This is a genomic window from Leucobacter albus (assembly GCF_039528015.1).
Classification (GTDB): domain Bacteria; phylum Actinomycetota; class Actinomycetes; order Actinomycetales; family Microbacteriaceae; genus Leucobacter; species Leucobacter albus.
Map to the genome: position 1 here is coordinate 49,098 of NZ_BAAAKZ010000002.1, position 23,458 is coordinate 72,555.

Annotated in this window: 18 protein-coding genes; 6 read left to right on the plus strand and 12 right to left on the minus strand. The window is 64.5% G+C overall.

The window, feature by feature from the left end; genetic code table 11:
• Positions 1-59: 59 nt before the first annotated feature.
• From ABD115_RS01835 to ABD115_RS01855, 5 genes are all read right to left on the minus strand, one after another.
• Positions 60-1,529, minus strand: a complete 1,470-nt coding sequence (locus ABD115_RS01835; protein ID WP_343957621.1) for a dihydrolipoyl dehydrogenase family protein — start codon at positions 1,527-1,529, stop codon at positions 60-62.
• Positions 1,530-1,640: 111 nt separating this feature from the next.
• Entirely contained in the window at positions 1,641-1,937 is a 297-nt protein-coding gene (locus ABD115_RS01840; RefSeq protein WP_343957624.1) for a YHS domain-containing protein, read from the minus strand.
• 57 nt (positions 1,938-1,994) lie between these two features.
• Positions 1,995-4,259 carry a heavy metal translocating P-type ATPase gene (locus ABD115_RS01845; protein WP_343957627.1) on the minus strand — a complete coding sequence of 755 codons (2,265 nt, stop codon included), beginning with the start codon at positions 4,257-4,259 and terminating at the stop codon, positions 1,995-1,997.
• Between the two features lie 104 nt (positions 4,260-4,363).
• Entirely contained in the window at positions 4,364-4,528 is a 165-nt protein-coding gene (locus ABD115_RS01850) for a hypothetical protein (RefSeq protein ID WP_343957629.1), read from the minus strand.
• A complete protein-coding gene (locus ABD115_RS01855; protein WP_343957631.1) occupies positions 4,525-4,737 on the minus strand; it encodes a heavy-metal-associated domain-containing protein in 213 nt (70 codons plus the stop codon). The genes ABD115_RS01850 and ABD115_RS01855 overlap by 4 nt, the downstream gene beginning before the upstream one ends.
• A gap of 266 nt (positions 4,738-5,003) precedes the next feature.
• On the opposite strand from ABD115_RS01855, the gene ABD115_RS01860 reads away from it, so the two are divergent.
• From ABD115_RS01860 to ABD115_RS01870, 3 genes are all read left to right on the plus strand, one after another.
• Positions 5,004-7,115, plus strand: coding sequence for an alkaline phosphatase family protein (locus tag ABD115_RS01860; protein ID WP_343957632.1), 2,112 nt, complete (start codon positions 5,004-5,006; stop codon positions 7,113-7,115).
• Positions 7,116-7,298: 183 nt separating this feature from the next.
• Entirely contained in the window at positions 7,299-7,931 is a 633-nt protein-coding gene (locus ABD115_RS01865; protein ID WP_343957634.1) for a hypothetical protein, read from the plus strand.
• Between the two features lie 29 nt (positions 7,932-7,960).
• The gene (locus ABD115_RS01870) at positions 7,961-9,577 is read left to right on the plus strand and encodes an amidohydrolase (protein WP_343957636.1); all 1,617 of its coding nucleotides are present in this window, start codon (positions 7,961-7,963) and stop codon (positions 9,575-9,577) included.
• A gap of 206 nt (positions 9,578-9,783) precedes the next feature.
• Here the strand turns inward: ABD115_RS01870 and ABD115_RS01875 are convergent, their stop codons facing one another.
• Positions 9,784-10,710 carry a sigma-70 family RNA polymerase sigma factor gene (locus tag ABD115_RS01875; protein ID WP_343957639.1) on the minus strand — a complete coding sequence of 309 codons (927 nt, stop codon included), beginning with the start codon at positions 10,708-10,710 and terminating at the stop codon, positions 9,784-9,786.
• A 234-nt stretch (positions 10,711-10,944) separates the two neighbouring features.
• Between ABD115_RS01875 and ABD115_RS16590 the strand changes: the two genes are divergently transcribed.
• Together ABD115_RS16590 and qcrB are read left to right on the plus strand one after the other, a co-directional pair.
• Positions 10,945-11,247: an antibiotic biosynthesis monooxygenase family protein gene (locus tag ABD115_RS16590; RefSeq protein WP_382388778.1), complete on the plus strand. Its 303-nt coding sequence runs from the start codon at positions 10,945-10,947 to the stop codon at positions 11,245-11,247.
• Complete coding sequence (qcrB, locus tag ABD115_RS01880; RefSeq protein ID WP_343957641.1) at positions 11,244-12,848, plus strand: cytochrome bc1 complex cytochrome b subunit; 1,605 nt, start codon at positions 11,244-11,246, stop codon at positions 12,846-12,848. Before ABD115_RS16590 ends, qcrB begins: the two co-directional genes overlap by 4 nt.
• A gap of 112 nt (positions 12,849-12,960) precedes the next feature.
• Here qcrB and ABD115_RS01885 read toward each other — a convergent pair whose 3' ends face one another.
• The 6 genes from ABD115_RS01885 to ABD115_RS01910 all read right to left on the minus strand — a co-directional run bounded on the left by ABD115_RS01885 (position 12,961) and on the right by ABD115_RS01910 (position 21,601).
• The gene (locus tag ABD115_RS01885) at positions 12,961-14,454 is read right to left on the minus strand and encodes an ABC transporter substrate-binding protein (protein ID WP_343957643.1); all 1,494 of its coding nucleotides are present in this window, start codon (positions 14,452-14,454) and stop codon (positions 12,961-12,963) included.
• Positions 14,455-14,537: 83 nt separating this feature from the next.
• Positions 14,538-15,431, minus strand: coding sequence for an ATP-binding cassette domain-containing protein (locus ABD115_RS01890; protein WP_343957645.1), 894 nt, complete (start codon positions 15,429-15,431; stop codon positions 14,538-14,540).
• 1 nt (position 15,432) lies between these two features.
• On the minus strand, positions 15,433-17,277 hold the full coding sequence (locus tag ABD115_RS01895; RefSeq protein WP_343957647.1) for a dipeptide/oligopeptide/nickel ABC transporter permease/ATP-binding protein: 1,845 nt from the start codon (positions 17,275-17,277) through the stop codon (positions 15,433-15,435).
• Positions 17,264-18,250 (minus strand): ABC transporter permease, encoded by a 987-nt coding sequence (locus ABD115_RS01900; protein ID WP_343957649.1) that lies wholly within the window; start codon positions 18,248-18,250, stop codon positions 17,264-17,266. The genes ABD115_RS01895 and ABD115_RS01900 overlap by 14 nt, the downstream gene beginning before the upstream one ends.
• Before the next feature lie 4 nt (positions 18,251-18,254).
• A complete protein-coding gene (locus ABD115_RS01905; protein WP_343957651.1) occupies positions 18,255-19,757 on the minus strand; it encodes an ABC transporter substrate-binding protein in 1,503 nt (500 codons plus the stop codon).
• 140 nt (positions 19,758-19,897) lie between these two features.
• Entirely contained in the window at positions 19,898-21,601 is a 1,704-nt protein-coding gene (locus ABD115_RS01910) for an ABC transporter family substrate-binding protein (RefSeq protein WP_343957653.1), read from the minus strand.
• A 138-nt stretch (positions 21,602-21,739) separates the two neighbouring features.
• On the opposite strand from ABD115_RS01910, the gene ABD115_RS01915 reads away from it, so the two are divergent.
• Positions 21,740-23,089, plus strand: coding sequence for an aminotransferase class I/II-fold pyridoxal phosphate-dependent enzyme (locus tag ABD115_RS01915; protein WP_343957655.1), 1,350 nt, complete (start codon positions 21,740-21,742; stop codon positions 23,087-23,089).
• The last annotated feature ends 369 nt before the right edge of the window (positions 23,090-23,458 follow it).

A 23,458-nucleotide genomic window follows, 5' to 3' on the forward strand; every position in this document is an offset into this window, starting at 1 on the left:
GGGCCAGGCCCGACAGAAGCAGCGGCACCGGCACCGGCACGGGCACCGATCCCGGCGCGTCAGAGTGCGGCCCGCTCGCTCCGATACGTCTCGAGCAGCCGCAGCCAGACCTCGCTCATCGTGGGGTATGACGGCACCGCGTGCCAGAGCCGGTCGAGCGGCACCTCGCCGACGATCGCGACGGTCGCCGAGTGCACCAACTCCGCGACGTCCTGGCCGACAAACGTCGCGCCGACGAGCACGCCGCGTGCCTCGTCGATCACGAGCTTCGCGCGCCCGGCGTAGCCGTCGGCGTGCAGCGCCGCCCCCGCGACCTTGCCGAGGTCGTACTCGACTGTCGACACTTCGGCATCGGCCTCGCGCGCCTGGCGCTCGGTGAGCCCAACCGCCGCCACCTCGGGGTCACTAAAGATGACGCGCGGCACCGCGGCATGATCCGCCGTCGCGACGTGCCTCCCCCAAGCCGCGTCGTGCACGGGCGCCCCCCGCAGCCTGGCCGCGATGGCCTCGCCAGCCGCGCGCGCCTGATACTTGCCCTGGTGCGTGAGCAGCGAGCGGCCGTTCACGTCGCCGACGGCGTACAGCCAGTCGGCGCCGTCGACCCGCATCGTGTCGTCGACCGGCAGCTTCGGGTCGATGCCGAGCCCCTCGAGGCCGAGCCCCAAGATCGCGGGCTTTCTGCCGGTCGCGACCAGCATTTCCGACGCGTGCAGCGTGTCGCCGCTATCCAGTGTCACGGCGACGTTGCCGTCGCCACCCCGATCGACTCGGGTCAGCGAGACGCCGATGCGCACGTCGACGCCCTCTGCGGCGAGCGCATTGGCGACGAGCTCCCCCGCAAACGGCTCCTCGCGCCCGAGGAGCGAGCCGCGCGACAGCACGGTGATACGGCTGCCGAGCGCGGCGAAAGCGAAAGCCATCTCGACACCCGCGACGCCGCCGCCGAGAATAATCAGGCTCTGCGGCACGTGATCGGCCGACGTGATTTCCCGCGTTCCCCACGGGCGGGCCTCGGCGAGCCCTGGGATCTGCGGCACGACGGCCACCGACCCCGTTGCCAGGGCAACGGCCCGCGCGGAGTAGTTGCGCCCGTCAACCGAGACCCTCCCCGCACCGGTGAGCGTTCCGAAGCCGCGAATGAGGTCGATGCCCGCAGCAGCAAGCCACTCAACCTGCCCGTCGTCTCGCCAGTCGCTCACGAACTCGTCGCGCCGCGCGAGCACCGCGCCAGCCTCGATGTCGCCGGTGATCGCCTCGCGCGCGCCGGGCAGGCGCTTCGCCGCGCGGATCGCGTTGCCGCTGCGCAGCAACGCCTTCGAGGGCATGCAGGCCCAGTACGAGCACTCGCCGCCGACAAGCTCTGACTCCACGATCGCGACTCGGGCGCCCTGCTTGGTGGCGTAGTCGGCGACGTTCTCGCCGACGGGCCCGCCGCCGATGACGATGAGGTCGTAGTCGGTCGTGGTGCTCGCTGCGCTGGCCGTGCTGGTGTTACTGGCTGTGCTGGTGTTACTGGCCGTGCTGCTCATGGGCTCCCCTCCCCGTGACACGGTTCGGGCAGAAGACCCGAACCCTGACGCCAGTCTCGCGCAGCACACACAAAAGAGCCTGTGTATCCACAGGCTCTTTTGGTGGGGCGCCTATGCCATGTTTGCGGCGTACTTTGCGGGGTCGGAGTCGAAGGCCGGCCCGCACCCTGCGCAGCAGAAGTAATAGCGCTCGCCCTCGAAGTCGCGGAACAGGCCCGCCGCGACGGCCTTCTCCTTGTCGACCGGGCTACCGACCATCACGGGGCAGGTCGTCATATCGGCGGCTGTGTCCGCTCCGGCTCCGCCGAGCAGATCTGCCCGACCACCCGCGTCGATGCTTCCGCCGGTGTTCGCGGCCTTTGCGCCGCCTCCGCAACAGCTCGACGCTGCCTCTGGCTGTTCAGTCATGCGTGGTGATCCCTTCGTGTGATTCTTGATGTGGGTGGGTGAGCCTGGGTGGGGCGGTCAGCGCGCGACGCTTTTGAAGCCGCGCAGGCGCAGGCTGTTGCCGACGACGAACACGCTCGAGAGCGCCATCGCCGCGCCGGCGAGCATCGGGTTGAGCATGCCGAGGGCCGCGACTGGGATGGCCGCAACGTTGTAGGCGAAGGCCCAGAACAGGTTGGTTTTGATCGTGCTGAGGGTCTTGCGCGACAGCCTGATCGCGTCGACGGCGCTGCGTAGGTCGCCCCGCACGAGCGTGATATCCGATGCCTCGATCGCGACGTCGGCTCCCGTGCCCATCGCGAGGCCAAGGTCGGCCTGCGCGAGCGCGGGTGCGTCGTTCACGCCGTCACCGATCATCGCGACGACCTTGCCCTCGCGCTGCAGCCGCACGACTACGTCGACCTTGTCCTTCGGCAGCACCTCGGCGATGACCTCGTCGATGCCAACCTCGGCGGCGATGTGGCGGGCGACCGCCTCGTTGTCGCCGGTGAGCAGCACGGGTGACAGCCCGAGGGCTTTGAGCTCTCGGATCGCCTCGACGCTCGTGTCTTTCACGGTGTCTGCGACGACGAGGATGCCGCGGGCCTGGCCGTCCCAGCCGACGGCGACGACGGTCTTGCCCTCGCCCTCGGCGCGCGCCTTCGTTGCGGCGAGTTCCGGGCTGAGTGAAAGCGACCACTCGGCGAGCAGCGATTCGCGCCCGACGAGCACCGCGTGCCCGTCGACGACGCCCTGCACACCCTTACCCTCGATGTTCGCGAACCCCTCGACGGTAGGCAGCGCGCCGACCTCCTGGGTCGCGCCCTTCGCGATGGCCTGGGCGATCGGGTGTTCGGAGGCGTCTTCGAGGGCTCCGGCGAGCCGGAGCAGCTCCGCGCGATCCGCCCCCTGCTCGAGCACGACGTCGACGAGGGTCATCTTGCCGGTCGTGACCGTGCCGGTCTTGTCGAGCACGACGGTGTCGACCTTGCGCGTCGACTCGAGCACCTCGGGCCCCTTGATGAGCACGCCCATCTGAGCGCCGCGGCCGGTGCCGACGAGGAGCGCGGTCGGGGTTGCGAGCCCGAGGGCGCACGGGCACGCGATGACGAGCACGGCGACCGCCGCGGTGAACGCCGCGGAGACGGGGAAGCCCGCCCCGAGCCAGCCGCCGAGCGTGACTGCCGCTACGACGATGACGATCGGCACGAAGATGCCGGAGATGCGGTCGGCGAGGCGCTGCACCTCGGCCTTGCCCGTCTGCGCGTCCTCGACGAGCTTCGCCATCTGCGCGAGCTGCGTGTCGGAGCCGATGCGCGTTGCCCGCACGACCAGGCGGCCGCCGACGTTTGTCGTCGCCCCGGTGACGGTGTCGCCCTCGGCGACCTCGACAGGCACGGCCTCACCGGTGAGCATGGAGGCGTCGACGGCACTCGTGCCCGAGACGACCACACCATCGGTTGCGATCTTCTCGCCGGGGCGCACGATGAACTCGTCGCCGACCGCGAGATCCTCAACCGCGATCTTCGTCTCGACGCCGCCGCGCAGCACCGCGACCTCCTTCGCCCCGAGTTCGAGCAGCGCCCGAAGCGCGGCGCCCGCCTGCTTCTTCGAGCGCTTCTCGAAGTAGCGGCCCGCGAGAATGAACATCGTCACGCCGGCCCCGACCTCGAGGTAGATGTTCGCCGCACCGTCAGACGGGGCGAGCGTGAACTCGAAGGGATGCGTCATGCCTGGCACGCCAGCGGTGCCGAGGAAGAGCGCGTACAGCGACCACAGGAACGCCGCAGAGGTGCCCATCGAAATGAGCGTGTCCATCGTCGCGGCGCCGTGCTTGAGGTTCACCCAGGCGGCCTTGTGGAACGGCCAGGCCGCCCACACGATGACCGGGGCGGCGAGCGCGAGCGATGCCCACTGCCAGTACGTGAACTGGAGAGCTGGGATCATCGCCATCGCGATGACGGGAACGGTGAGAATCACTGACCCGATGAGGCGGTGCCTGAGCGAAACGAGCTCGGCGTCCTCTTGCTCGCCCTCGCCGCCGGCCGCGCCTGGCTTCGCGCGCTTGGGCTCGGGAAGTGCGGCCGAGTAGCCGGTCTTCTCGACCTCGGCGATGAGCAGCGCGGGGTCGTAACCGTCGGGCACGGTGACCTTTGCCTTCTCCGTCGCGTAGTTCACGGTCGCGACGACGCCGTCGAGCTTATTGAGCTTCTTCTCAATACGGTTCGCGCACGAGGCACACGTCATACCGCCGATTTCGAGTTCGACGCCGGTGTGTGCGCCGGGAAGCGCTGCTGTGCTCATTTCGTGTTCCTTCGTTTCTGCTCTAGTTCATCGCCGCGTCAGGCGGCGGATCAGGGCGAGCCCAGTGACCGCTGCGCGGTGTCGGGCCGCTGCGCGGCTTCGGACTACTCGGGGTGTTCGCCAGGCTCGTTGACTGCGTGCGTCTCCCCACTCGCGACCCAGTCGGCGACGAAGCTCGCTGGCACGATTACGCTCGCCAGCCCGTACGATGCGCCGAAGGCGACGACGAGGCCCGCCCCGTAGAGGGCGAGCTTGGCTCCCGCGTTCATGCCGAACGCACCGCCGCGTAGCCAGCCTCCTCGACCGCGGCGAGTACCGCTGCCTCTTTGACGGTGTCGTCACCGGTTACCGAGAGCTTGCCGGTTGCGGCGCTGACCTGAATGTCAGAGACGCCGGCGATCTCGCTCACCTCTTCGCGAATCGACATCTCGCAGTGCGAGCAGGTCATTCCGGTTACCTGGTACTCGGTCGTAGCCATAGCGCGTTCCTCTCAGTTCGTCATACCCCATCCGGGTATCTTCAACACTGCAACCATATACCCCCCAGGGGTACCGCGCAACCCGTGCTGCTGAAGTTTTTCCGGCGCTAAGTAACCGTGCACCCAACCAGAGACGAACGCACCGTGACCACTTCCTGAAGACTTTCGGTCGAACTGGCGAGGCTGTTGTATTGACAACTTGCGCAGGGAAAACTCGATGAGCGGGCGGCTACCGAGCCGGCCCGACCGACCACCAGGAGACACACGTGAAGCACACCCCCATCGCGGCCACGGCAGCCGCTCTGCTCCTCGGGGCCACCGGCCTCGGCGTCGCAGCCGCTCCCGCGGGCGCCACCCCGATCACCGCCGAAGCACCCGCAACCGCCACGCCAGCTACCGCGACCGCAAAGACCCCCAAGACCCTGGTTGTCGGGGTTGACGGCGCCTCATTCGATGTGATGGCCGAGAGCCTCACGCCCACGGTGAGCGCGCTCCGCGCCGGCGGCCTCACCGCAACGAGTAACCTGCCTGGAGGCCCCATGTCTCCGACGGTGTCGGGCCCCGGCTGGTCGACCATTGCAACGGGAGTCTGGGCACCGAAGCACCGGGTCACCGATAACAACTTCTCAAACCCGAACTACTCCCAGTACCCCGACTACCTCACTCGAGTCGAACAGCAGCTGCCCGACCGCACGACCTCGGTCATTGGCACCTGGGCTCCGATCTCGACCACCATCTTCGGGCCGGCAGTCGACAGCCGCGCCCGCTTCGGCAACGACACCCTCACCACGCAGAACGTCGTGAGCGCGCTCCAGGCGCCCGCGACCGACGACGTCTTCGTACACCTCGACGAGGTCGACGGCGCAGGCCATTCCTCGGGCTCGAGTTCCGAGGCATACCGCAACGCGCTGCAGAAGGCCGACGGGCAGATCGGTGAGATGGTGAACGCCATCAAGCAGCGCCCGACCTACCAGGCAGAAGACTGGCTCATCGTCGTGACCTCAGATCACGGCCACACCCCCACCGGTGGTCACGGCGGTTCGACGAAGCTCGAACGCAAGACCTTCGTCGCGGCCAACGGCAGCGCGTTTGCCCCCGGCACAGAACGCCACGACGTGAAGGTCACCGACATCGCGCCGACAGTGCTCGCACACCTCGGGCTCGCTAACGCCCCCGAGTGGGATCTCGACGGCTCCGTGATCAACGACATCGTGCCCGACGACTTCGACTCCCTCCGCCCGCAGCTCAAGCAGGCCGCTCAGGAAAAGGGGCCCGAGGGTCTGCTCGGCTGGACGACGACCGCACCAACGGGCTGGAGCATCGACAACTCGCGGATGCCGTCGGGTGGGGCCCCCGAGTTCAGCGGCTGGAGCTTCATGACCGATGACTTCTTTTCGAATGTCGAGCTCGGCCAGTTCCGCGAGAACAACGTGTACTCGCGTAACGTCTTCGCGGTCGCCGATTCCGACGAGTGGGCAGACGTCAGCCCGCGCGGCGGAAACATGTTTGATTCGACGCTGAAGAGCCCGGCATACGAGCTCAATGGCAACCCTCAGCTCGAGGTCTCCTTTGTCTCGGATTACGCCGTCGACGGCCCCCAGAAGGCAGCGGTCTGGGTCGCGTTCGACGAGACCTCGGGCATCGAACCGTTCAACCTGGTCTCCTACCCCGACGCCGGCACCAGGCAGAACCCCGTCAACAAGATCGAACGCTTCACTCTCGACCTGCCCCGAAACGCTGCCGGCGAGCTCCCGACGACGGCCAGCCTGCACTTCGAGTACGCGGGCAACAACTCCGCGTTCTGGGCCGTCGATCAGGTGCGCGTCAGCCAGGGCGAGGCACCCGCGGCCCCCGCCAACTTCGCCCTCTCCGCGGGCTCGGTCGCCGCGGGTTCGTCGATCACCCTCACCGGCACCGGCTTCGGCGCGGCCGAAGAGCTCCGCTTCGAACTGCGGTCAGCCCCGCAGCCGCTCGGCGCAGCCACCGCCGACGCTGCCGGCGCTATCTCGACCGAGCTCACGATTCCGGCTGGCGCCGAGGGGGGCGAACACACGGTCGTCGTAATCCGTGCCGACGGCAGCGAGCTGAGTAAGCCGCTCACCGTCACTGCCGCACCCGGCACCGGGGGCGAAACCCCCGGCACGGGCACGGAAACTCCCGGCAACGGCAACGGCACCGGCACCGGCACCGGCACCGGCACCGGCAACGGTTCTCCTGCTGGCTCCAACTCCGGCGACGCTGGCTCGGGTGCTGGCGGCGCGCCGGCCCTCGCCGCAACTGGCGGCCGCCTCCCAGCAATCGCGCTTGTGGCGACCGCGGTCATCGGCGCGGGAGCTTACCTGGTTGTGCGTCGTCGGGGCGCAGCGACTCCCGAGTAAGCTCGCCGAGCCACTTGGTGGTGGTGCTGCCCCTTCCATGACGTGGCAGCACCACCACCGAGCCGCAGGCGCTTGTTTTTCGGGCCCCGTGCCGCGGCATACAGTTGCTCTCAGGGCGGTTCGCAGTAGCATGGTGGCGAACGTCGGTTCGATCCAATGGCGGGTCAGCGGAGGGGGAGATTGTTGGAGATTCGTACACTCGAGTCAAAACGGGTGCGTGAGGCGGCCCGTGTGCTCGCCGAAGCCTTCACCGACGAACCGCTCATCACCCAGATGGTGCCGCTCGGCACGCTGCACCGGCAGCGCAAAATTGCCGACTACTTTGTCTGGAATATGCGCCACACCGGGCTGCGCACGGTCGACGTTGCGGTCGATCCGCACCACGAAACAATTGTCGGCGTGGCGCTCTGGCGCCCGCCCGGGCACGTCTCGCGTTGGCTCCCCGGCCTCCCAGCCAAGCCAGGGGTGCTGCGCGGCGTCGGGCTGCGCGGTCTGAGAGTGCTCGAGGCTCACACCGCCGCGGTGGCCGATCTGCACCCAGACGAGCCGCACTGGCACCTCATTGGCGTTGGCACGTCGCGGCGCCACTCCCCCGGCACCCCGGCTACACCGGTCCCCGAGGTCGAGGCCGCGCTCATCGCGCACCGACTGCGCGAGATCGACGGCACTGGCTGCCTCGCCTCGCTCGAGGCGCGCACGCCCGAGCACGTCGAGCGCTACGTTGATTTCGGGTTCGCACCGCACTGCACGCTCGACGGTGCCGCCGTCGGCACCGCGATGATGTGGCGCGCACCCGCCGCTCGCCTCGCCGCGTAACCTCCGCACCGCTTCAAAGGACGATAGCCATGACTGGCACCACCCCGCGCGGCTTCGCGCTGATCAACGCACACCTCATCACGAACTCCGATCTGCACGCCGGCGCGACCGCACTGCTCGTCGAGCACTGTCGCATCGCCGCGATCGGTGACGACACCGAGATCGCCGCGGTCGCCGCCGCCGCTGGGTGGCCGGTGCGCGATGTCGGCGGCGCGTCAGTCACTCCCGGCCTGTTTGATTCGCACACGCACCCGCACTGGGCAGCCGACGTCACGCGCGGGGTCGATCTCGGGGGTCTGACCACGGTTGAGCAGTTGCAAGAGGCCGTTGCCGCCTACGCCGCCACGCTCGGGCCCGGCGAGTGGGTGCTCGCCTGGAACCTCGAGTTCGAACCCTTCGAGCAGGCAGGCGTTCGCGGCGACCTGTTCGACGAGGCGGCCGCCGGGCGGCCGTTCGCGGCGATGTTCTATGACCTGCACTCGGGGCTTGCGAACGCGGCGGCCCTCGCCGCCGCGGGCGTGAGCGCTCCCCCGGTCTTCGATGACCTCTCGGAGGTCGTCGTCGACGGCGAAGGCGAGATGACGGGAGAGCTGCGCGAACCGAGCGCCTACAAGCTCGTGTTCGACGCTGTGCCCGCCCGGTCGCACGACGCCGAGCGAGACGCGCTGCGCGACATGTTCCGCACGCTCGCAGCTGCCGGCCTCACCGGCGGCGCGATTATGGACGGGAAGCAGGCCACCGTCGACCTCATCGAGGAGCTCGAGGAGCGCGGCGAGCTCGACCAGCGGCTCGTCGTGCACCACTGGCACGCCGTCACCGACGACGATACCGCCGTGGCGGCCGTCATCGCGGCCAAGGGGCGCGCGGGGAGGCTGTGGGAGGCAGACGGCATCAAGCTGTTCAGCGATGGCGTGATCGACACCGGCACGGCCTGGCTCCACTCACCCGATTCGTGCGGCGACGGCACGCACGCATTCTGGCCAGACTGGGGCCGCTACCGCGAGGTCGTGCGCGCTTACCACGATGCCGGCATGATCATCGCGACGCACGCGGTGGGCGATTTCGCCGTGAACCGGGTGCTCGACGTCTACGCCGAGCTGCCAGAGCGGGCCGATGGCCGCGCCCACTCGATCGAGCACCTCGAGGTGCTCGCTGACGAAGATCTCGTGAAGCTCACCGGCTCGGGCGTCACCGCGTCGATGCAGCCGCTGCACATGCAGTGGCGCGCTGCCGACGACAGCGACAACTGGGCCACGCGGCTCGGCTCACGGGCGGCGACCGGGTACCGAGTGCGCGACGTGTTGAACACCGGCACCAGGGTCACGCTCGGCTCCGATTGGCCGGTTGCGCACTACGATCCACGCATTGGCATGGCGTGGGCGCGCGGTCGCAGCACCCCGGGCGTCGCCGGCGCGCCGGTCTTCGAGCCAGAGCAGCGGCTCACCGGCGAGGAGGCCCTGCTTGCCTACACGCTGTGGCCTGCACTCGCGCGCGGGCACTCCGATCGCGGCGTGCTCGCGCCCGGCGCGCTCGCCGACCTCACTGTCTGGGCTGCCGACCCCATCGCGGCCACCCCCGACGAGCTCCCGACTATTGCGATCGCAGCGACCATCGTTGACGGCCGCTTCGTGCACGACGCACTCTAGCGCTGCTGCCTGCGCTGGGCCGGCTACCCCGGCTCGGTCACCCGGCCCGCGCCACCCGGCCCGCGCCACCCGGCTCGCGCCTGCGCTCCGTAGCAATTCTGCCGCCAATCGCCCCAAACCATCCTCACCAGCCCTATCAACGGCAGATCCACGATCTACTGCAGCCCGCAACGGCGCTGCAGGCAACTGTTTCGCGGGGCGGTTGCCTAGTTCCAGTAGACCAATTTGGCCGGGTTCCGCATCACCCAGATCACGTCGAGGGCATGGCGGGCATCAATCCCGAAAGACACCACGGCAAGCGAGCTGCCGTCTGCTCCCGCTGCGCGCACCCCAGGCGCGCCGTTCACACTGCGAAGCTCGAACTGCACATCTGGCTGACGTACCAACACGCTGCAAAGAGCTTGGGCACAGTCGGTCGCGCCATGAACAACCGAAGAGGGCGCGCTGACCCGACCACCGCTATCCACGACGAGTGCGACTTTCGGGTCGAGCACCGCTACCAACCTCGAGACATCTCCAGTCTCCCAGGCGGCGGTGAAGGCCCTGACGGCCTCTTTGAGGTCACGCGCCGACACTTCGGAGCGGCGCGATGAATGAGTGCGTGCACGCGCAGAGGCTGCCAGCTGTCTGCAGGCCGCAGGGCTCCGGCCAACAACTGCAGCGATCTCTTTGAAAGTGAACTGGAGACTATCGTGCAACACAAAAACCACTCGCTCCGCTGGCGTCATGGTTTCGAGCACAACCAGAAGGGCCATCGAAACCGCCTCGGCAACCTCGATTCTGTCAGAGGGGTCGCTCTGCGGCGTTGCTCCGTGACTCGTCCAGACCCCGGCAGGAGCCGGCTCAGGTAACCACTCACCGACATAGCGTTCCCGTCGCGCCCGCGCGCTTGTCAGCATGTCTAGGCAGATTCGTCCAACAACCTTCAAGAGCCACGCCCGCGGTGATACGACCTCCGCTCGCTCGAGGCCACTCAGTCTCAACCAACGGACGTAGGCCTCCTGCGTCGCGTCTTCGGCGTCGGCAAGCGACCCGAGCATTCGGTAACTCATTGCGAGCAATAACTGACGGTGCGCGATTGCCGGTTCGACACCCGTCTTGTTAGCCACCGTCTCGTGCCGTTGCAGGCTCATGAGTACCTCCGGTCTAGTGGCAGACACCGACTCCGAGTTCTTAGGGAAACGATCTGAACACAGCCGCGAGTGCGCCTGCCAGCCTGCCTCTCGCTACGAAAGACGAAGCAGCCCCTACAAGTGTGAGTTTTGAGCCCCATCGTTTGCAAGACCTCACGCTACGCCGGGCTACGTCGTCATCTCTCATGCCGGCACAGCTCGGCCCACGCAGCCCTCAACCGTCAGGAGTACCGTATGTCAACCCACGCGTATTTTTTCAATCTCTTCGAGGTCGCGCCTGAGCAGGAGCGAACTTTACTCACGCTTCTGCGTACAGGAATCGCGACGACGATTTCTCAGCGACCTGGTTTCGTATCTGGGCAAATCCTTGAGAGCAGCGACCGCACCCGAGTCGTTGTGGCCGTAGTGTGGGAGACGGCAGAGGCTGCGCGCGCGACTCAGCATGACCCTGCAGTTGCCGAGACAGTGAGGCAGGCTGCGACCATCGCGCGCGCGCAACCGGGCATATTCAGCCTTGTCGAGGCTTTCGAGCTATGACCACACCGCCGGTCACGCAGCGACCGGGCAGTGACCGGGTCACACATGCTGTCGCGAAGTTCCTCGACGACCGGACGAAGATTGCCGCGGGCGTCAGAGCCCTCGGGCGCAAGGCGTTCCCTGATCATTGGTCGTTTATGCTTGGCGAAATCGCACTGTACAGCTTCGTTGTGCTGCTGTTGACGGGCACCTTCCTCGCGCTGTTCTTTCAAGCGTCGATGGTCGAAGAGGTGTACTCAGGGCCCTATGTCCCACTCAAAGGAGTCGAGATGTCAGCCGCGATGCTCTCAACGATGGACATCTCCTTCAGCGTGCGGGGCGGCTTGCTCATGCGCCAAACGCACCATTGGGCGGCGCTCCTCTTCAATGCGGCAATCGCGCTGCACTTGCTTCGAGTGTTCTTCACGGGCGCGTTTCGCAGGCCGAGGGAATTGAATTGGATCGTCGGATTCGTACTATTTGTGCTCGCCATCGCGGAGGGGTTTACTGGATATTCGCTCCCCGATGACACCCTTTCGGGCAACGGACTACGGATCGCCGATGGCGTGGCGAAGTCGATCCCGGTGATCGGAACGTATGCCTCGTTCCTGCTGTTCGGCGGCGAATTCCCGGGCACCGAAATTGTCGGCCGGCTGTACATTCTGCACGTATTGATCATTCCCGCACTGATAGTGGTGCTGATCGCGCTGCACCTTGTCTTCGTCGTTCTGCACAAGCACACGCAATACCCGGAACCCGGCCGCACCGAGGGGAATGCGATCGGGTTTCCGGTGTTGCCGGTCTACGCCGCGAAGGCCGGCGGCTTCTTCTTTATCGTCTTTGGCGTCATCATCGCGCTCGCCGCCTGGGTAGGCATCAATCCGGTCTGGAGATACGGCCCCTATGACCCGTCTCCGGTGTCGGCCGGCACCCAGCCAGACTGGTACGTGGGCTTCATCGATGGCATACTGCGGCTCGTGCCGCAGGGTTGGGAGTCTGAGTGGCTCGGATACACCTGGTCGTGGAACATGCTGGTTCCGGTGCTGGTGCTTGTCGTGTTTCTGAGCGCAGTAGCCGTGTATCCGCTGCTAGAAGGTTGGATCACTGGCGACCGTCGAGAACACCACATACTAGACAGGCCCCGCAATGCCCCAACACGCACCGGCCTCGGCGCGGCCGGAGTGACCTTCTACGCGGTGATGTGGGCCGCGGCAAGCTCCGACATCATCGCAGTGCACTTTCAGCTCGCTGTTGAATCGGTCGTGACGTCGTTGCAGGCCGGGCTGCTGCTCGGGCCCGTCATCGCGTTCGTGCTCACCCAACGAATTTGCATAGCGCTGCGACGGAAGGACCGGTCCGTACTGCTGCACGGCCGCGAGACCGGGAGGATTGTGCGACTGCCGGGAGGGGAATATGTCGAACGGCACACTGAAGTAGACGCCTACGAACACTGGCGCCTTACCGATCACAGCGACTACAGACTGCTCAGCCCCGCACCAGGCTCCGAGCCCAAGCGATCCGTTTCTCAGCGATTTCGGCTGCGCCTGGCGCAGTTCTTCTTCGAAGACCGCATCATCCCGCACACGAACGAGGCACACCCAGACGATTCGGCACCCCGCTAAAGACCCTGCAAACAAGTGGGGCGCGCGACGGCAGAGAATCGCATCCGAGCGTCGGCCCGCGGGCGGGCACACACTCCTGGAATCTCTGCCGTCGCAGCGAGATCGAGCGACCCTACGAGCGCTGCTCGATCTCACGCATACGGCCCCAGTGCCACCACGGGATTGAGAACCCGATTTGATCGGCCCAACCAAAGAAATTCTTGCTTCGGGGGTAGTACATTCCATACCAGAACAGCGGCACCCACTCCGTGTCGCGGGCCCACACCTCTTGGAGCCGTCGGTAGTGCGCACCGCGTTCGGGGAGCGTCAGCGCTTCACGGGCGGCCTTATACGCGGCGTCGACGTCGGGGTTCGCGTGGCCCGCCATATTATTCATGCCATCGCTCGAGTACTTTGTCGCGGTGATCTCTGGGTCGGGTGCCATAGAGCCCCCGACGATGATGAGATCGAACTCACCGCCCTTGCGTACCGTCGAGTTCCAGTCTGGCGACGAGAGCCCGGCAAAGGTCACGGCAAAACCAACGGCCTCGAGCTGGCGCGCCACAATCTCGGCGAGCGGCTTGTGGCCGAAGAACATATCCATGTAGTACAGCCGAATAACACCCCGACTCCCCTGTGCGTCGCGCCGCAAACCAGCCTCATCAAGTAGCTGTTCCGCAAGCGCCCGATCGTGGCCTGGCGCCTTCGCGTCTTCGTTGAATGCCCACTCGCTGCTTCCCAGCAGGTAGTGATCCCAAGCCTGCGATACTCCTGGGTCGCTGATCTTCTCGATCTCGCTGCGATCGACAGCGTGCACGATTGCGCGCCTCGCCCGCTCGTCTTGCCACCGGCCCTGGCGATGGTTGAAATCGAGCAGCGCCATACCCGGCCCCTGCCGCGTCATGATGTCCGCTTCAGAGTCCTCCGGCACGAGGTGCAGCCGGTCGAGCGTGAGCGTGTCCTGCGGCACAATGTGGGCTTCGCCACGCGCCACCATCCGCACACATTCGTCTCGGTCCGGCTGAATCTTGAGAATGAGGCGATCGATTTCGGGCTGTGGCCCCCAGTGGTCTGCCACGGCCTCCATGATTACATGCTCGCCAGGGGTCCAATCCACCAGCCGGAATGGGCCCGAACCAACGGGCTTGAGGTTGTGCGGGTTCGTCGCCCAGTCTGTTCCCTCATACAGGTGCGCCGGCAAGATGTGGCTGAAGATGAAGTTTCCCAGCATCACGAGGAATCCCGAATTAGGGCGCGACAGGTGGTAGTCCACGGTGTGCCGGTTCACCTCCTCGATATGCACAACGTCTTGCAAGAACATCGCGCCCGTGTACCCCATCTGCTGTGCGTGGGTATGCGTGTAGGCCACGTCATGGGCGGTAAGCGGGACGCCGTCTTGCCAGCGTGCCGCTTTGTTCAGATGGAACCGCCAGCGACGAGCACCGTCGAGGCATTCCCAGTGCGTCGCAAGGTCGGGGAACGGGTTGATCTCGTACCACTCGTTGAGCACGACCCGGTTATAGATGTTGTTGCAGGCAAGGTAGCCTGCGCTGCCAGTCGTATTCCGGTAGACGTCATTGAATTCCAGAGCATCGTGGGGCGTAGCCACGATAAAGTCGACAGTCATTGTCCTCCTTTGTGGGAGCCCGGTGCGGCTGCGTCGGGCTTTCTCGAATACGCGGCGGGAGTTGTGCCCCCGCCCCGTACGGTTTATGCCTCAGCTGGGCACGGCCGCGCCGGGCTGTCCAGCGTCGGCCAGGTCGGGAGCGGCCGCAGCATTCGCTGCTTCTGAGCGGCTGGGTCGGGCACGGGCACGGCCGCGAGCAGTGCGCGAGTGTACGGGTGTTCGGGCGACCGAATGACATCCATTGCTTTGCCGGATTCGATCATCTGTCCGCCGTGCATCACTCCGATGCGATCTGATATCTCTGCGACCACTCCCATGTCGTGCGACACGAATAAATAGGCGACGCCGCGGGTGCGCTGCAGTTCTTTGAGGAGCGCAAGGATTTCCGCTTGCACTGATACGTCAAGCGCAGACACCGGCTCATCCAGAATGATGAGTTCAGGATCCACCGCGAGCGCGCGAGCAATTGCGATGCGTTGGCGCTGCCCACCGGAGAACTCATGCGGAAAGCGGTCAGCGGAATCAGGCGGCAGGCGCACCTGCTCGAGCAGTTCTGCGATTTGCCCCGGTTTGCGCTGGGCGCGCTGAATCGCGCGGGGCTCACGCAGGATGTTGCCCACCGTCATTCGCGGATCGAGCGAGGTGTAGGGGTCTTGGAACACGACTGATGCCGCGGTGCGGAACCGCTTGCCCGCACCGCCCTTGAGCCCTGTGACATCTTCACCGCGGAAGCGAACCCGCCCCGACGTCGCACGCTCCAGCCCCAGGATCGTCCGCAACAGCGTGGTCTTTCCCGATCCAGACTCGCCCACGACTGAAAACGTCTCACCAGCACGCAGCTCGAGCGATACACCGCACAACGCATGGATGAACGGAGACCGTCGCTTTGCGCGGAAATGCGTGACAAGATCAGTCACTTCCAGCAGCACTTCGCCGCCCGTAGCGGTCGTCGTGGGGCTCTCACTGAGTCGTTCCATGTCACTTTCCTCCCTCACTGTGAGATGTCGAGCTGCCGTACTGGCTCAGGTCAGGGGCAAGCGACAACAGCTTCTTCGTGTACGGGTGATCTGGTCGCGAAAAGATGGTCTCGACGTCACCCCGCTCGACAATCGCCCCGGCTTGCATGACGATGACCTGATCCGCCACACCTGCCACGAGTGCGAGATCATGGGTGATAAACAGCATTGCGGCGCCAGTGCGCTCTCGCGCAGCTGCCAGGGTCTTCATCACCTGCGCTTGGACCGTAACATCTAGTGCCGTGGTGGGTTCGTCTGCGATGATCAGGTCGGGGTCCATCGCCATCGCCATCGCAATCACGACGCGCTGGCGCATACCGCCCGACAGCTGATGCGGGTATGCGTTCAGCACCCTGTCTGGTTCGCGGATCGAAACTCCCTCGAGCAGCGCTGCGGCGCGCGTGCGTATCTCCTGGCCACGCAGCCCAATCATCTTCAGTTGGTCTGCGAACTGTCGCTTGATAGACAGCACCGGGTTCAGCGATGTCGACGGGTCTTGCAGCACCATTGCGATTCGCCGCCCGCGTAGCTTCCGCCAGTCTTCGAACTCCAGCGACATCAGATCGGTCCCGTCAAATTCGAGTGAACCCGACGCCTCGGCTTTTGGCGGCAGCAAACCAACCAAAGACAGTGCGGTCATCGTTTTACCCGAACCAGACTCGCCGACGAGCGCGGTCACGCTCCCCGGCGCGAGGCTCAACGAGATGCCGTCTACGGCTGGCCGGCCAGCGAACTTCACGGAGAAGTCACGAACTTCAACGAGCGAATCCGGGCGCCCCGTGCTGACTTCGACAGTTGACTCCTGATTCCGCGGGCTTGTTGCCGGGTGGCTTGCGCCCATGGCGCGTGAACGCACGCCACGAGCCGACCTCATCGACCTGGCATCGAGCGGGTTCACCGGAGCAGACTTGGGATTCACCGCGTCCCGGAGCCCCTCGCCAATGTAGTTCACCGAGAGCACCAAGAGAATGATCAGTAGACCGGGAAAGTAGAACAACCACGGCCGCGTAAGCACGGCAGACTGCGAGTCTGCTACGAGACGCCCCAGCGAGGTGTCGGGCGGTTGCACGCCAAACCCGAGGAACGAGAGCCCCGTCTCCGCGAGGATGGCAGCTCCGAACAGCAGCGTCGACGCGACAATGATATGGTCCGCCACGTTCGGAACCAGATGTCTAAACATCACACGGAAAGATCGCGCTCCCATCGTGCGCGCGGCATCCACGTAAGGGAGTTTCCGAAGCCCCATCACCACACCGCGAACGAGGCGGGCCATTGAGGTCCACATCAGCACCCCGAGCACAAGCGAGAGTGCGACCCACGAGACTCCACCGGCCGGCACTACCGAGCCGAGGAACGCAGCGATCGCAAGAGTGGGGAGAGTGAGCGCGAGGTCAACCAGGCGCATGATGCTCGCATCAACCAGCGCCCCGAAGTAGCCCGCAATCACTCCGAGCACCGTGCCAATGAGCGTGGCCACGATGGTCACGCTGAAGGCAATCATCAGGGATTGTTGCAGCCCACGGAGGACCTGCGCGAACTGGTCGCGCCCGAGCGCATCGGTGCCCATAGGGTGTTGCAGGCTCGGGCTGACCGAGAGATCGGGAGTAATCTCGCCTGGTTGATACGGCCAGAAGTTTGGGGTGATGATGGCCACGAGAATCAGCGCGACCAGCACCGCGAGGGCAACAACGCCCGTGCGATGTCGGAGGAAGCGCCGCAGCACGATGCGGAACTGGCCGACTCCATCACCGGCGATGGAAATAGCTTCGGTTCTAGGCCGGAAGTGTGGTTTCTCAGTGAGAGACATTGCGCACCCTTGGGTCGAGGACGAGGTAGAGCAAATCGGCGATGAGGTTAAACAGCACCACCGCGGTGGCAGCGACGAGCAGCCAAGCCATCACAGCGTTCGTGTCGCGAAGCGTGATGGATTCGAGCAAGAACACACCCATTCCGCGCCACTGGAACACGGTTTCCGTGATCACGGCGCCAGAAAAGAGCGCCGGCAGGTCGAGCGCGACGATCGTCACAATGGGCACGAGTGACGGGCGCACCACATACGACCAGACAACCGTGCGCCGCGGCAGACCGCGCAGCACCGCAAACCTCACGTGATCACTGCCGAGACTCTCAACGACCGCCGTTCGCTGATAACGGCTCCAAACCGCGTAGTGCACCAGGATGAGAACGATTGTCGGAAGCACCATGTGCGCCGCTGTGTCGAGAAACGCCGCGAGCGGTTCGGTCGGCGCGGGTATGGAGGTGGCCCCGACTGTCGCGAAGACCTGATAGCCCGTCGCTTCGTTGATGCCGATGCCCCACTGCTTGAGTAGCACTGCAAGCCAGAACGAAGGAAGCGCGAGCAACACGAAGGCCGTCGGTGTGAGAAATACGTCTGGCCATCGGCGCTGCCGAAGGGCTGAGATGGTTCCGGCCAGTGCGGCGAGCACAATTGCGATGATGACGGCTGTGCTCACGAGTTGCAGGGTGACCCCAATGCGGCTGCCAAGCTCCACGCCAATGTCCCTGGCGGGCTGCACGGATGGCCCAAAGTCCCCCCGGAACAGCCCGCCAAGCCAGTCGACGTATCGCTGGGTGATCGGGAGATCTAATCCGAGCCGCTGCTCTTCCGCTGCAATGACGCTCTCAGAAACGGGCGGTTGCCGGTCTCGCAGTTCGGCGAGCGGGTCGCCCGAGACTCCAACAATGATAAAAATCACCATTGTGGAGAGAAACAGCACCATCACGGCGCTGCCCAGCCGACGCAGAATAGTCCCGATCACTGCGTCACGCCTTGTTTACGCTAGTCACGGGGCGAATCCGGCCCCAGTGCCACCACGGCACTGTATACGCCATTTGATCGGACCAGCCGAAGAAGTCCGTGCTGCGGGCGAAGTAGGTGCCGTACCAGAACAGCGGCACATACTCCACGTCCCGTGCAAACACGTTTTGTAGTTCGCGGTAGTGCTCCCCACGTTCGGCGAGTGTCGTGGCTTCCCGCGCACGTTGGAACGCGGCGTCGACATCTGAGTTTGCGTGCCCGCCGACATTGTTGTCGCCGCCCGTCGAATACTTGGTCGACATGATCTCCGGGTCAGGTGTCATCGCCCCGCCGATAATGATGAGGTCGAAGTCGCGATTCTTCGTGATCTTCTCGGCCCAGTCGACTGAGCTGAGGCCTTCCCAGGCAACATCGAAGCCGATGCGCCCTAGCTGGTCGGATACGATCTGCGCAATGGGCCGGTGACCGTCGAAGGTATCCATGTAGTACATATTGAGCGACCCGCGCCTGCCATCATTCCCACGGGTCATGCCGGCCTCGTCGAGCAGCGCCTCCGCGCTGGCCTGATCGTGGGCGGGGGCTTTCGCCTCAGCGTTGAAGGCCCAGTCGGTGCTTGCGAGCAGAAAGTGGTCCCAGGCTTGCGAGATACCCGGATCGCCGAGCGTGTCGATCTCCGTACGGTCGATCGCCTGGGCAATCGCCCGACGAGCCCGTACATCTTTCCAACGTTCCTGGGCTTGATTGAAGTCAAGCAGCGCCTGCCCCGGCCCGCGATCGAGCATGAGTTCGATATTTGCGGTCGCGCCGTCCAGAAGCGGCAGCCTTCCCTTAGTCAGAGTGTCTTGCGGGAAGTAGTGCGCCTCGCCGCGAGCGAGCATACGAACGCACTCGTCGCGATCGGGGACGATCTTCATGATCAACCGGTCGATCTCGGGCCGCGGCCCCCAGTGATCTTTGACCGCTTCCATGATGATGTGTTCGCCGGGAATCCACTCGGCAAAGCGGAACGGGCCGGAGCCAACGGGGTTGAGGTTATGCGGGTTCGTGGCCCAGTCGGTGCCCTCGTAGAGGTGAGCCGGGAGAATATGCGTCCAGACGAAGTTACCGAGCATGACCAGAAACCCGGAGTTCGGCCCTTTGAGGTGATAGTCCAGTGTGTAATCGTTGATGATCTCGATGTGCGCAACGTCTTTCAACATGCGCCCACCGGTGTACCCGTGCGCCATCGCGTGCGTGTGCGTGTAATAGACGTCGTGGGCCGTGAGTGGAGTTCCGTCGTGCCAGCGCGCGGCCTGGTTGAGATGGAAGCGCCACCGTCGAGCACCATCGAGGCACTCCCAATGCGTCGCAAGATCGGGGTGGGCATTAATGTCGCTCCACTCGTTCAGAACGAGCCTGCTGTAGATGTTGTTCGATGCGATGTAACCGGCACTCCCGGTCACGTTGCGGTACACATCGTTGAACTCGACTGCGTCGTCGGGTGTCACGACGATGAAATCAGTAGACACGGATTTCCTTTCATTATTGGGCAAGGTTGCGAGAGGCAGCGTCGAAGTCGCTGCGCGTAACAAGAAGTCGCCAAGGGCGGGTGGCGCACGATGTCGCCCCCTCTGAGGGGCCGGGCGAGACCTCGCCCGGCCCAGGGGTGCTATCCGGCGATCCCCCACTGTTCGATGTTCATGGTGACGCCGTACTTACTCGGATCGACATAAATGTTGCGATACTTAGCGTCGTAGGCAGCCATGTTGCTATAGGCAAACAGCGGCATCACCACGCCATCTTCAAGCAACCGTTCGTCGAGATCGTTCATCAGCTCAACGTGTCTTTCGGGATCGAGTTCTGCACCAGCCTGCGCCAGCAACTCGTCCACCTCGGGGTTGCTGTAGCCGAACGAACGGGCAGCCCCGGTACCGTACCACTGCTGTAGCGACAACGGCCCCAGATCCAACGCCGTCCCCGTAGCCATGATGTCGAATGCACCCTCACGCAGCGCCGGCGAGTAGCGGGCGGCATCCGCCGGATCGATCACGATCGTGACGCCGATTTCTTTCAATTGCTGCTGCGCGATCAGCGCGAGATCCATACGGGTCTGGTCTGCGGAGTATGTTAGGAACGTGAGATCGCGCAGTGGCGACCCGTCAGGCAGCATCAGTTTTCCGTCGACGATTGTGTAGCCCGCGTCTTCGAGAATTGCAGTCGCTGCAGCTACGTCCCCGGTTCCCATACCGACTTTCTCAGTGTTCGGCCGATAGGCGTCGATGCCCTCGACTTTCTGTCCGGGAACGTACACAGCACTCTGCATCAGCGGAACGTCTGGCGCGGCTTGACCCGCGGTGCGAGCATACATGTCTTGGAAATTCATGGCAGTGTAAATCGCTTGGCGAAGCGCTTTGTCACTCATCACATCGCCAGTCGTCTTCATACCGAGGTGCGCATAGGTGAGTGTGGGCCCAATCGAGTAGGTCATCTGAGCCATCGACTTCACCTGCTCAACGGTGTCGACCGTTGGGTTGATGTACACCATTTGCACTTCGCCGCTTTGCAGCGCGGTGACCTGTTCGCCTTGGCCCTTAATGTAGCGAATAATCACTTCGTCGAGGTGCGCGGGGTCGCCATACCACTTTGGATTCTTCTCGAGCGTGAGCGAAATGCCCTCCGTGTATTCCTTCACCTGGTAGGGGCCACCAGAAACCTCAGGCACGTTTCGGCTAAAACCCTCGTTAAATGATGTGGCCAGGTCGCCGTACTTCGTAGCCACATGGGAGGGGAGAATGTAATTGAACAAAGCACGCCATTGCGAGAAGGGCTCACGGTAGACCATGGTCACTGTCTTGCCGTCTTCGCTACCAGTAATGCTCTCAATCGAGTCGTAGCCCGCGGTGAAGGCGGCCATGCAATCGCCGCAGCTGTCAGGGTCTTGCACTGCCTGGGTATAGATGAAGTCGTCGGCGGTAATTGGGGTCCCATCCGACCACACCGCTTCGTCCTGAATCTCGTAGACAACGGTCATGGGGTCGGTCTTCGTCACCTCTGCTGATGCGAGCAACGCCTCGTTCAGCACGATTGAGGTATCGGGCTGGCTGAGGAAGGTATGCGGGTACATCGGCCACTGCTGCTGGCGTTGCCCGGTCGTATCGCCCGCCGCCGACAGCGGGTTCCAGTCTTCGATCGGTGATGTCGCTGCCATCGTAATGGTGCCACCGTCGGTTACCTCGGCGACCGGAGCGGGGTCTGCTCCCCCGCCTGTCGGGCTCATCGGCGCGCAGGCGGAGATCGTGACGGCGAGGCCGACCGCTGCGGCAGAGATAGCAGACACCCTGCGCCGGGGACGCGGTGCTCGGATTGTTGACATGGACTTCTCCTAGTTGGGTTACGTCATTGGGACCAAGACTTCGGAAAATGTTAGGACTTGGCTGATCCTGCTACGGATCATATGATCAGCCAAAGAGGCTTTACAAGCCATTTATGTCCCCGGACATTTAGGAGCAGTATGACACGCATCACCGCCCTCGAACTCCTCAGCAGCCGCATGACCCTGCGCACAACCTCGGCTCTCACTCAGACGGTTGCCGACATGATCACCGCCGGTTTGCTCTCACACGGGGATCGTCTTCCCACAGTTCGTGAGGTCGCACAGGAGTGCGGCATGAGCCGCTCGGCCGTCGGAGAGGCCTGGCGCGAGTTAGGTGCGCGAGGACTGATCGAAACCCGTCAACGAGGCGGAACGGTCGTGCTCGGCAAGCCCCCAACCCCTCGAGCCATCAGATACGAGAGCATGATCCGCAGCACCTTCTCCGGCGTCAGAGACCTCGCGAATACGCGAACCGACTCGCTCACCTACCCAGATCTGACCCGTGCTCTCACTTGGTCCGTCAGCCAGCCTCACCTCCACGAACCTTTCACCGCACCAATCACACCCGAACTCCAGCGCGTGATGGAGAAAGGTTGGTCGTTTGACCCTCAACAGTTCATCACTGTCCACGGGCTGATGGACGGCATAGAGCTGGCGCTCTCGCTACTCGTCAAGCCAGGCGACGCTGTAGCTGTCGAAACGCCGACGCAGGGAAGAGTGCTCGATGTACTTGAATCGCTGCGCGCGCGAGTTATCCCCGTGCACTATGGCGAGAGTGGCCCAGACCTCGACGAGCTGCGACGAGCGCTCATTAGCAAGCCAGTGCTCTTCATTTACCAGCCAGGCGCGTCGCTCCCCTCCGGGCGCTCAGTAGATGACAAGTGGATAGCCGCTGCCGCCTCGATCATTCCGCCAACGCTCCCGGTACTCGAGCTGTCGCATCTGTCGCTCCTTCACGATTCGCAGCTGTCATTGGGATCCGTACTACCAGAGCAGGTCACGCAAATCCGTGCGTACAATCTGTTCTTTGGCGCTGACATGCGCATTGCGGTGATCGGCGGCACCTCGGAACTGCTCGACGCCATGTGGATGCGCTTAACCTATTCAACCCGGTTCGTGAGTCGGCTACTCCAGGGCGCACTCGCTTTTCTGCTTCAAGACGCCCAGGCAACTCAAGAGCTGCATTCACTCATTGCGGCGATGCGTGAACGCCACGACCTCCTCGCTTCCGCCCTCCGAGAGCATGGCTTCCTCGTCGAGAATACGCCGGGCCCCTCGATCTGGCTAGCGGTTCCTGATGACCATTCAGTCTGTGCCCGCCTGAGTCAACAGGGGATAGCCGTGCATCCAGGCAGGTTTTTCCAAGCCGTGCCTGTGCCCGAGGAACGAATCCATATCAATAGCGCGGCCGTTGACGGAGACCACGCCGAGGTCGCAGCACTCGTCAAAGGAGCGTGCGAGCTGTTCTCGCCCTTTGACCGCCCATAGTAGCTTTGCAAAAGCCAGAGGTTCGGGTGCCTCCGGTTCCCGGTCCCCGCCCAACTGCCCAGCCCGGCGCGGCAGCGACCGAGTCGCACCGGGAGTTCCTCCACCGAGTCTCGCAGCAGAGCGACCTCCCCATTGTTTCCTCGCCGGTCTCCCAGACCGCCGCCTCGAGCCAGGCCAGCTGCCCGCTCTGTCGTTCCCGACGCGTCTGACAGCACCGGTCTCGCGTCCCGGCGTCCGCTAGGCAATCCGCACCAGCTAGCACGAAACACGGGGTTCACAGCCTTGGCACCGCAGATATCAGATCGAGCGCAGCAGACCTCAGCAGGGGCCGCCATTCCCCAAATGCACAGCACAAGCGTTCTGCACAAG

Coding starts and splice junctions, on each gene's coding strand:
- ABD115_RS01910 (WP_343957653.1), bottom strand. CDS start 21,601: ATGTCAACAATCCGAGCACCGCGTCCCCGGCGCAGGGTGTCTGCTATC.
- qcrB (WP_343957641.1), top strand. CDS start 11,244: ATGACCACACCGCCGGTCACGCAGCGACCGGGCAGTGACCGGGTCACA.
- ABD115_RS01870 (WP_343957636.1), top strand. CDS start 7,961: ATGACTGGCACCACCCCGCGCGGCTTCGCGCTGATCAACGCACACCTC.
- ABD115_RS01885 (WP_343957643.1), bottom strand. CDS start 14,454: ATGACTGTCGACTTTATCGTGGCTACGCCCCACGATGCTCTGGAATTC.
- ABD115_RS01875 (WP_343957639.1), bottom strand. CDS start 10,710: ATGAGCCTGCAACGGCACGAGACGGTGGCTAACAAGACGGGTGTCGAA.
- ABD115_RS01850 (WP_343957629.1), bottom strand. CDS start 4,528: ATGAACGCGGGAGCCAAGCTCGCCCTCTACGGGGCGGGCCTCGTCGTC.
- ABD115_RS16590 (WP_382388778.1), top strand. CDS start 10,945: ATGTCAACCCACGCGTATTTTTTCAATCTCTTCGAGGTCGCGCCTGAG.
- ABD115_RS01855 (WP_343957631.1), bottom strand. CDS start 4,737: ATGGCTACGACCGAGTACCAGGTAACCGGAATGACCTGCTCGCACTGC.
- ABD115_RS01895 (WP_343957647.1), bottom strand. CDS start 17,277: ATGTCTCTCACTGAGAAACCACACTTCCGGCCTAGAACCGAAGCTATT.
- ABD115_RS01890 (WP_343957645.1), bottom strand. CDS start 15,431: ATGGAACGACTCAGTGAGAGCCCCACGACGACCGCTACGGGCGGCGAA.
- ABD115_RS01840 (WP_343957624.1), bottom strand. CDS start 1,937: ATGACTGAACAGCCAGAGGCAGCGTCGAGCTGTTGCGGAGGCGGCGCA.
- ABD115_RS01845 (WP_343957627.1), bottom strand. CDS start 4,259: ATGAGCACAGCAGCGCTTCCCGGCGCACACACCGGCGTCGAACTCGAA.
- ABD115_RS01915 (WP_343957655.1), top strand. CDS start 21,740: ATGACACGCATCACCGCCCTCGAACTCCTCAGCAGCCGCATGACCCTG.
- ABD115_RS01835 (WP_343957621.1), bottom strand. CDS start 1,529: ATGAGCAGCACGGCCAGTAACACCAGCACAGCCAGTAACACCAGCACG.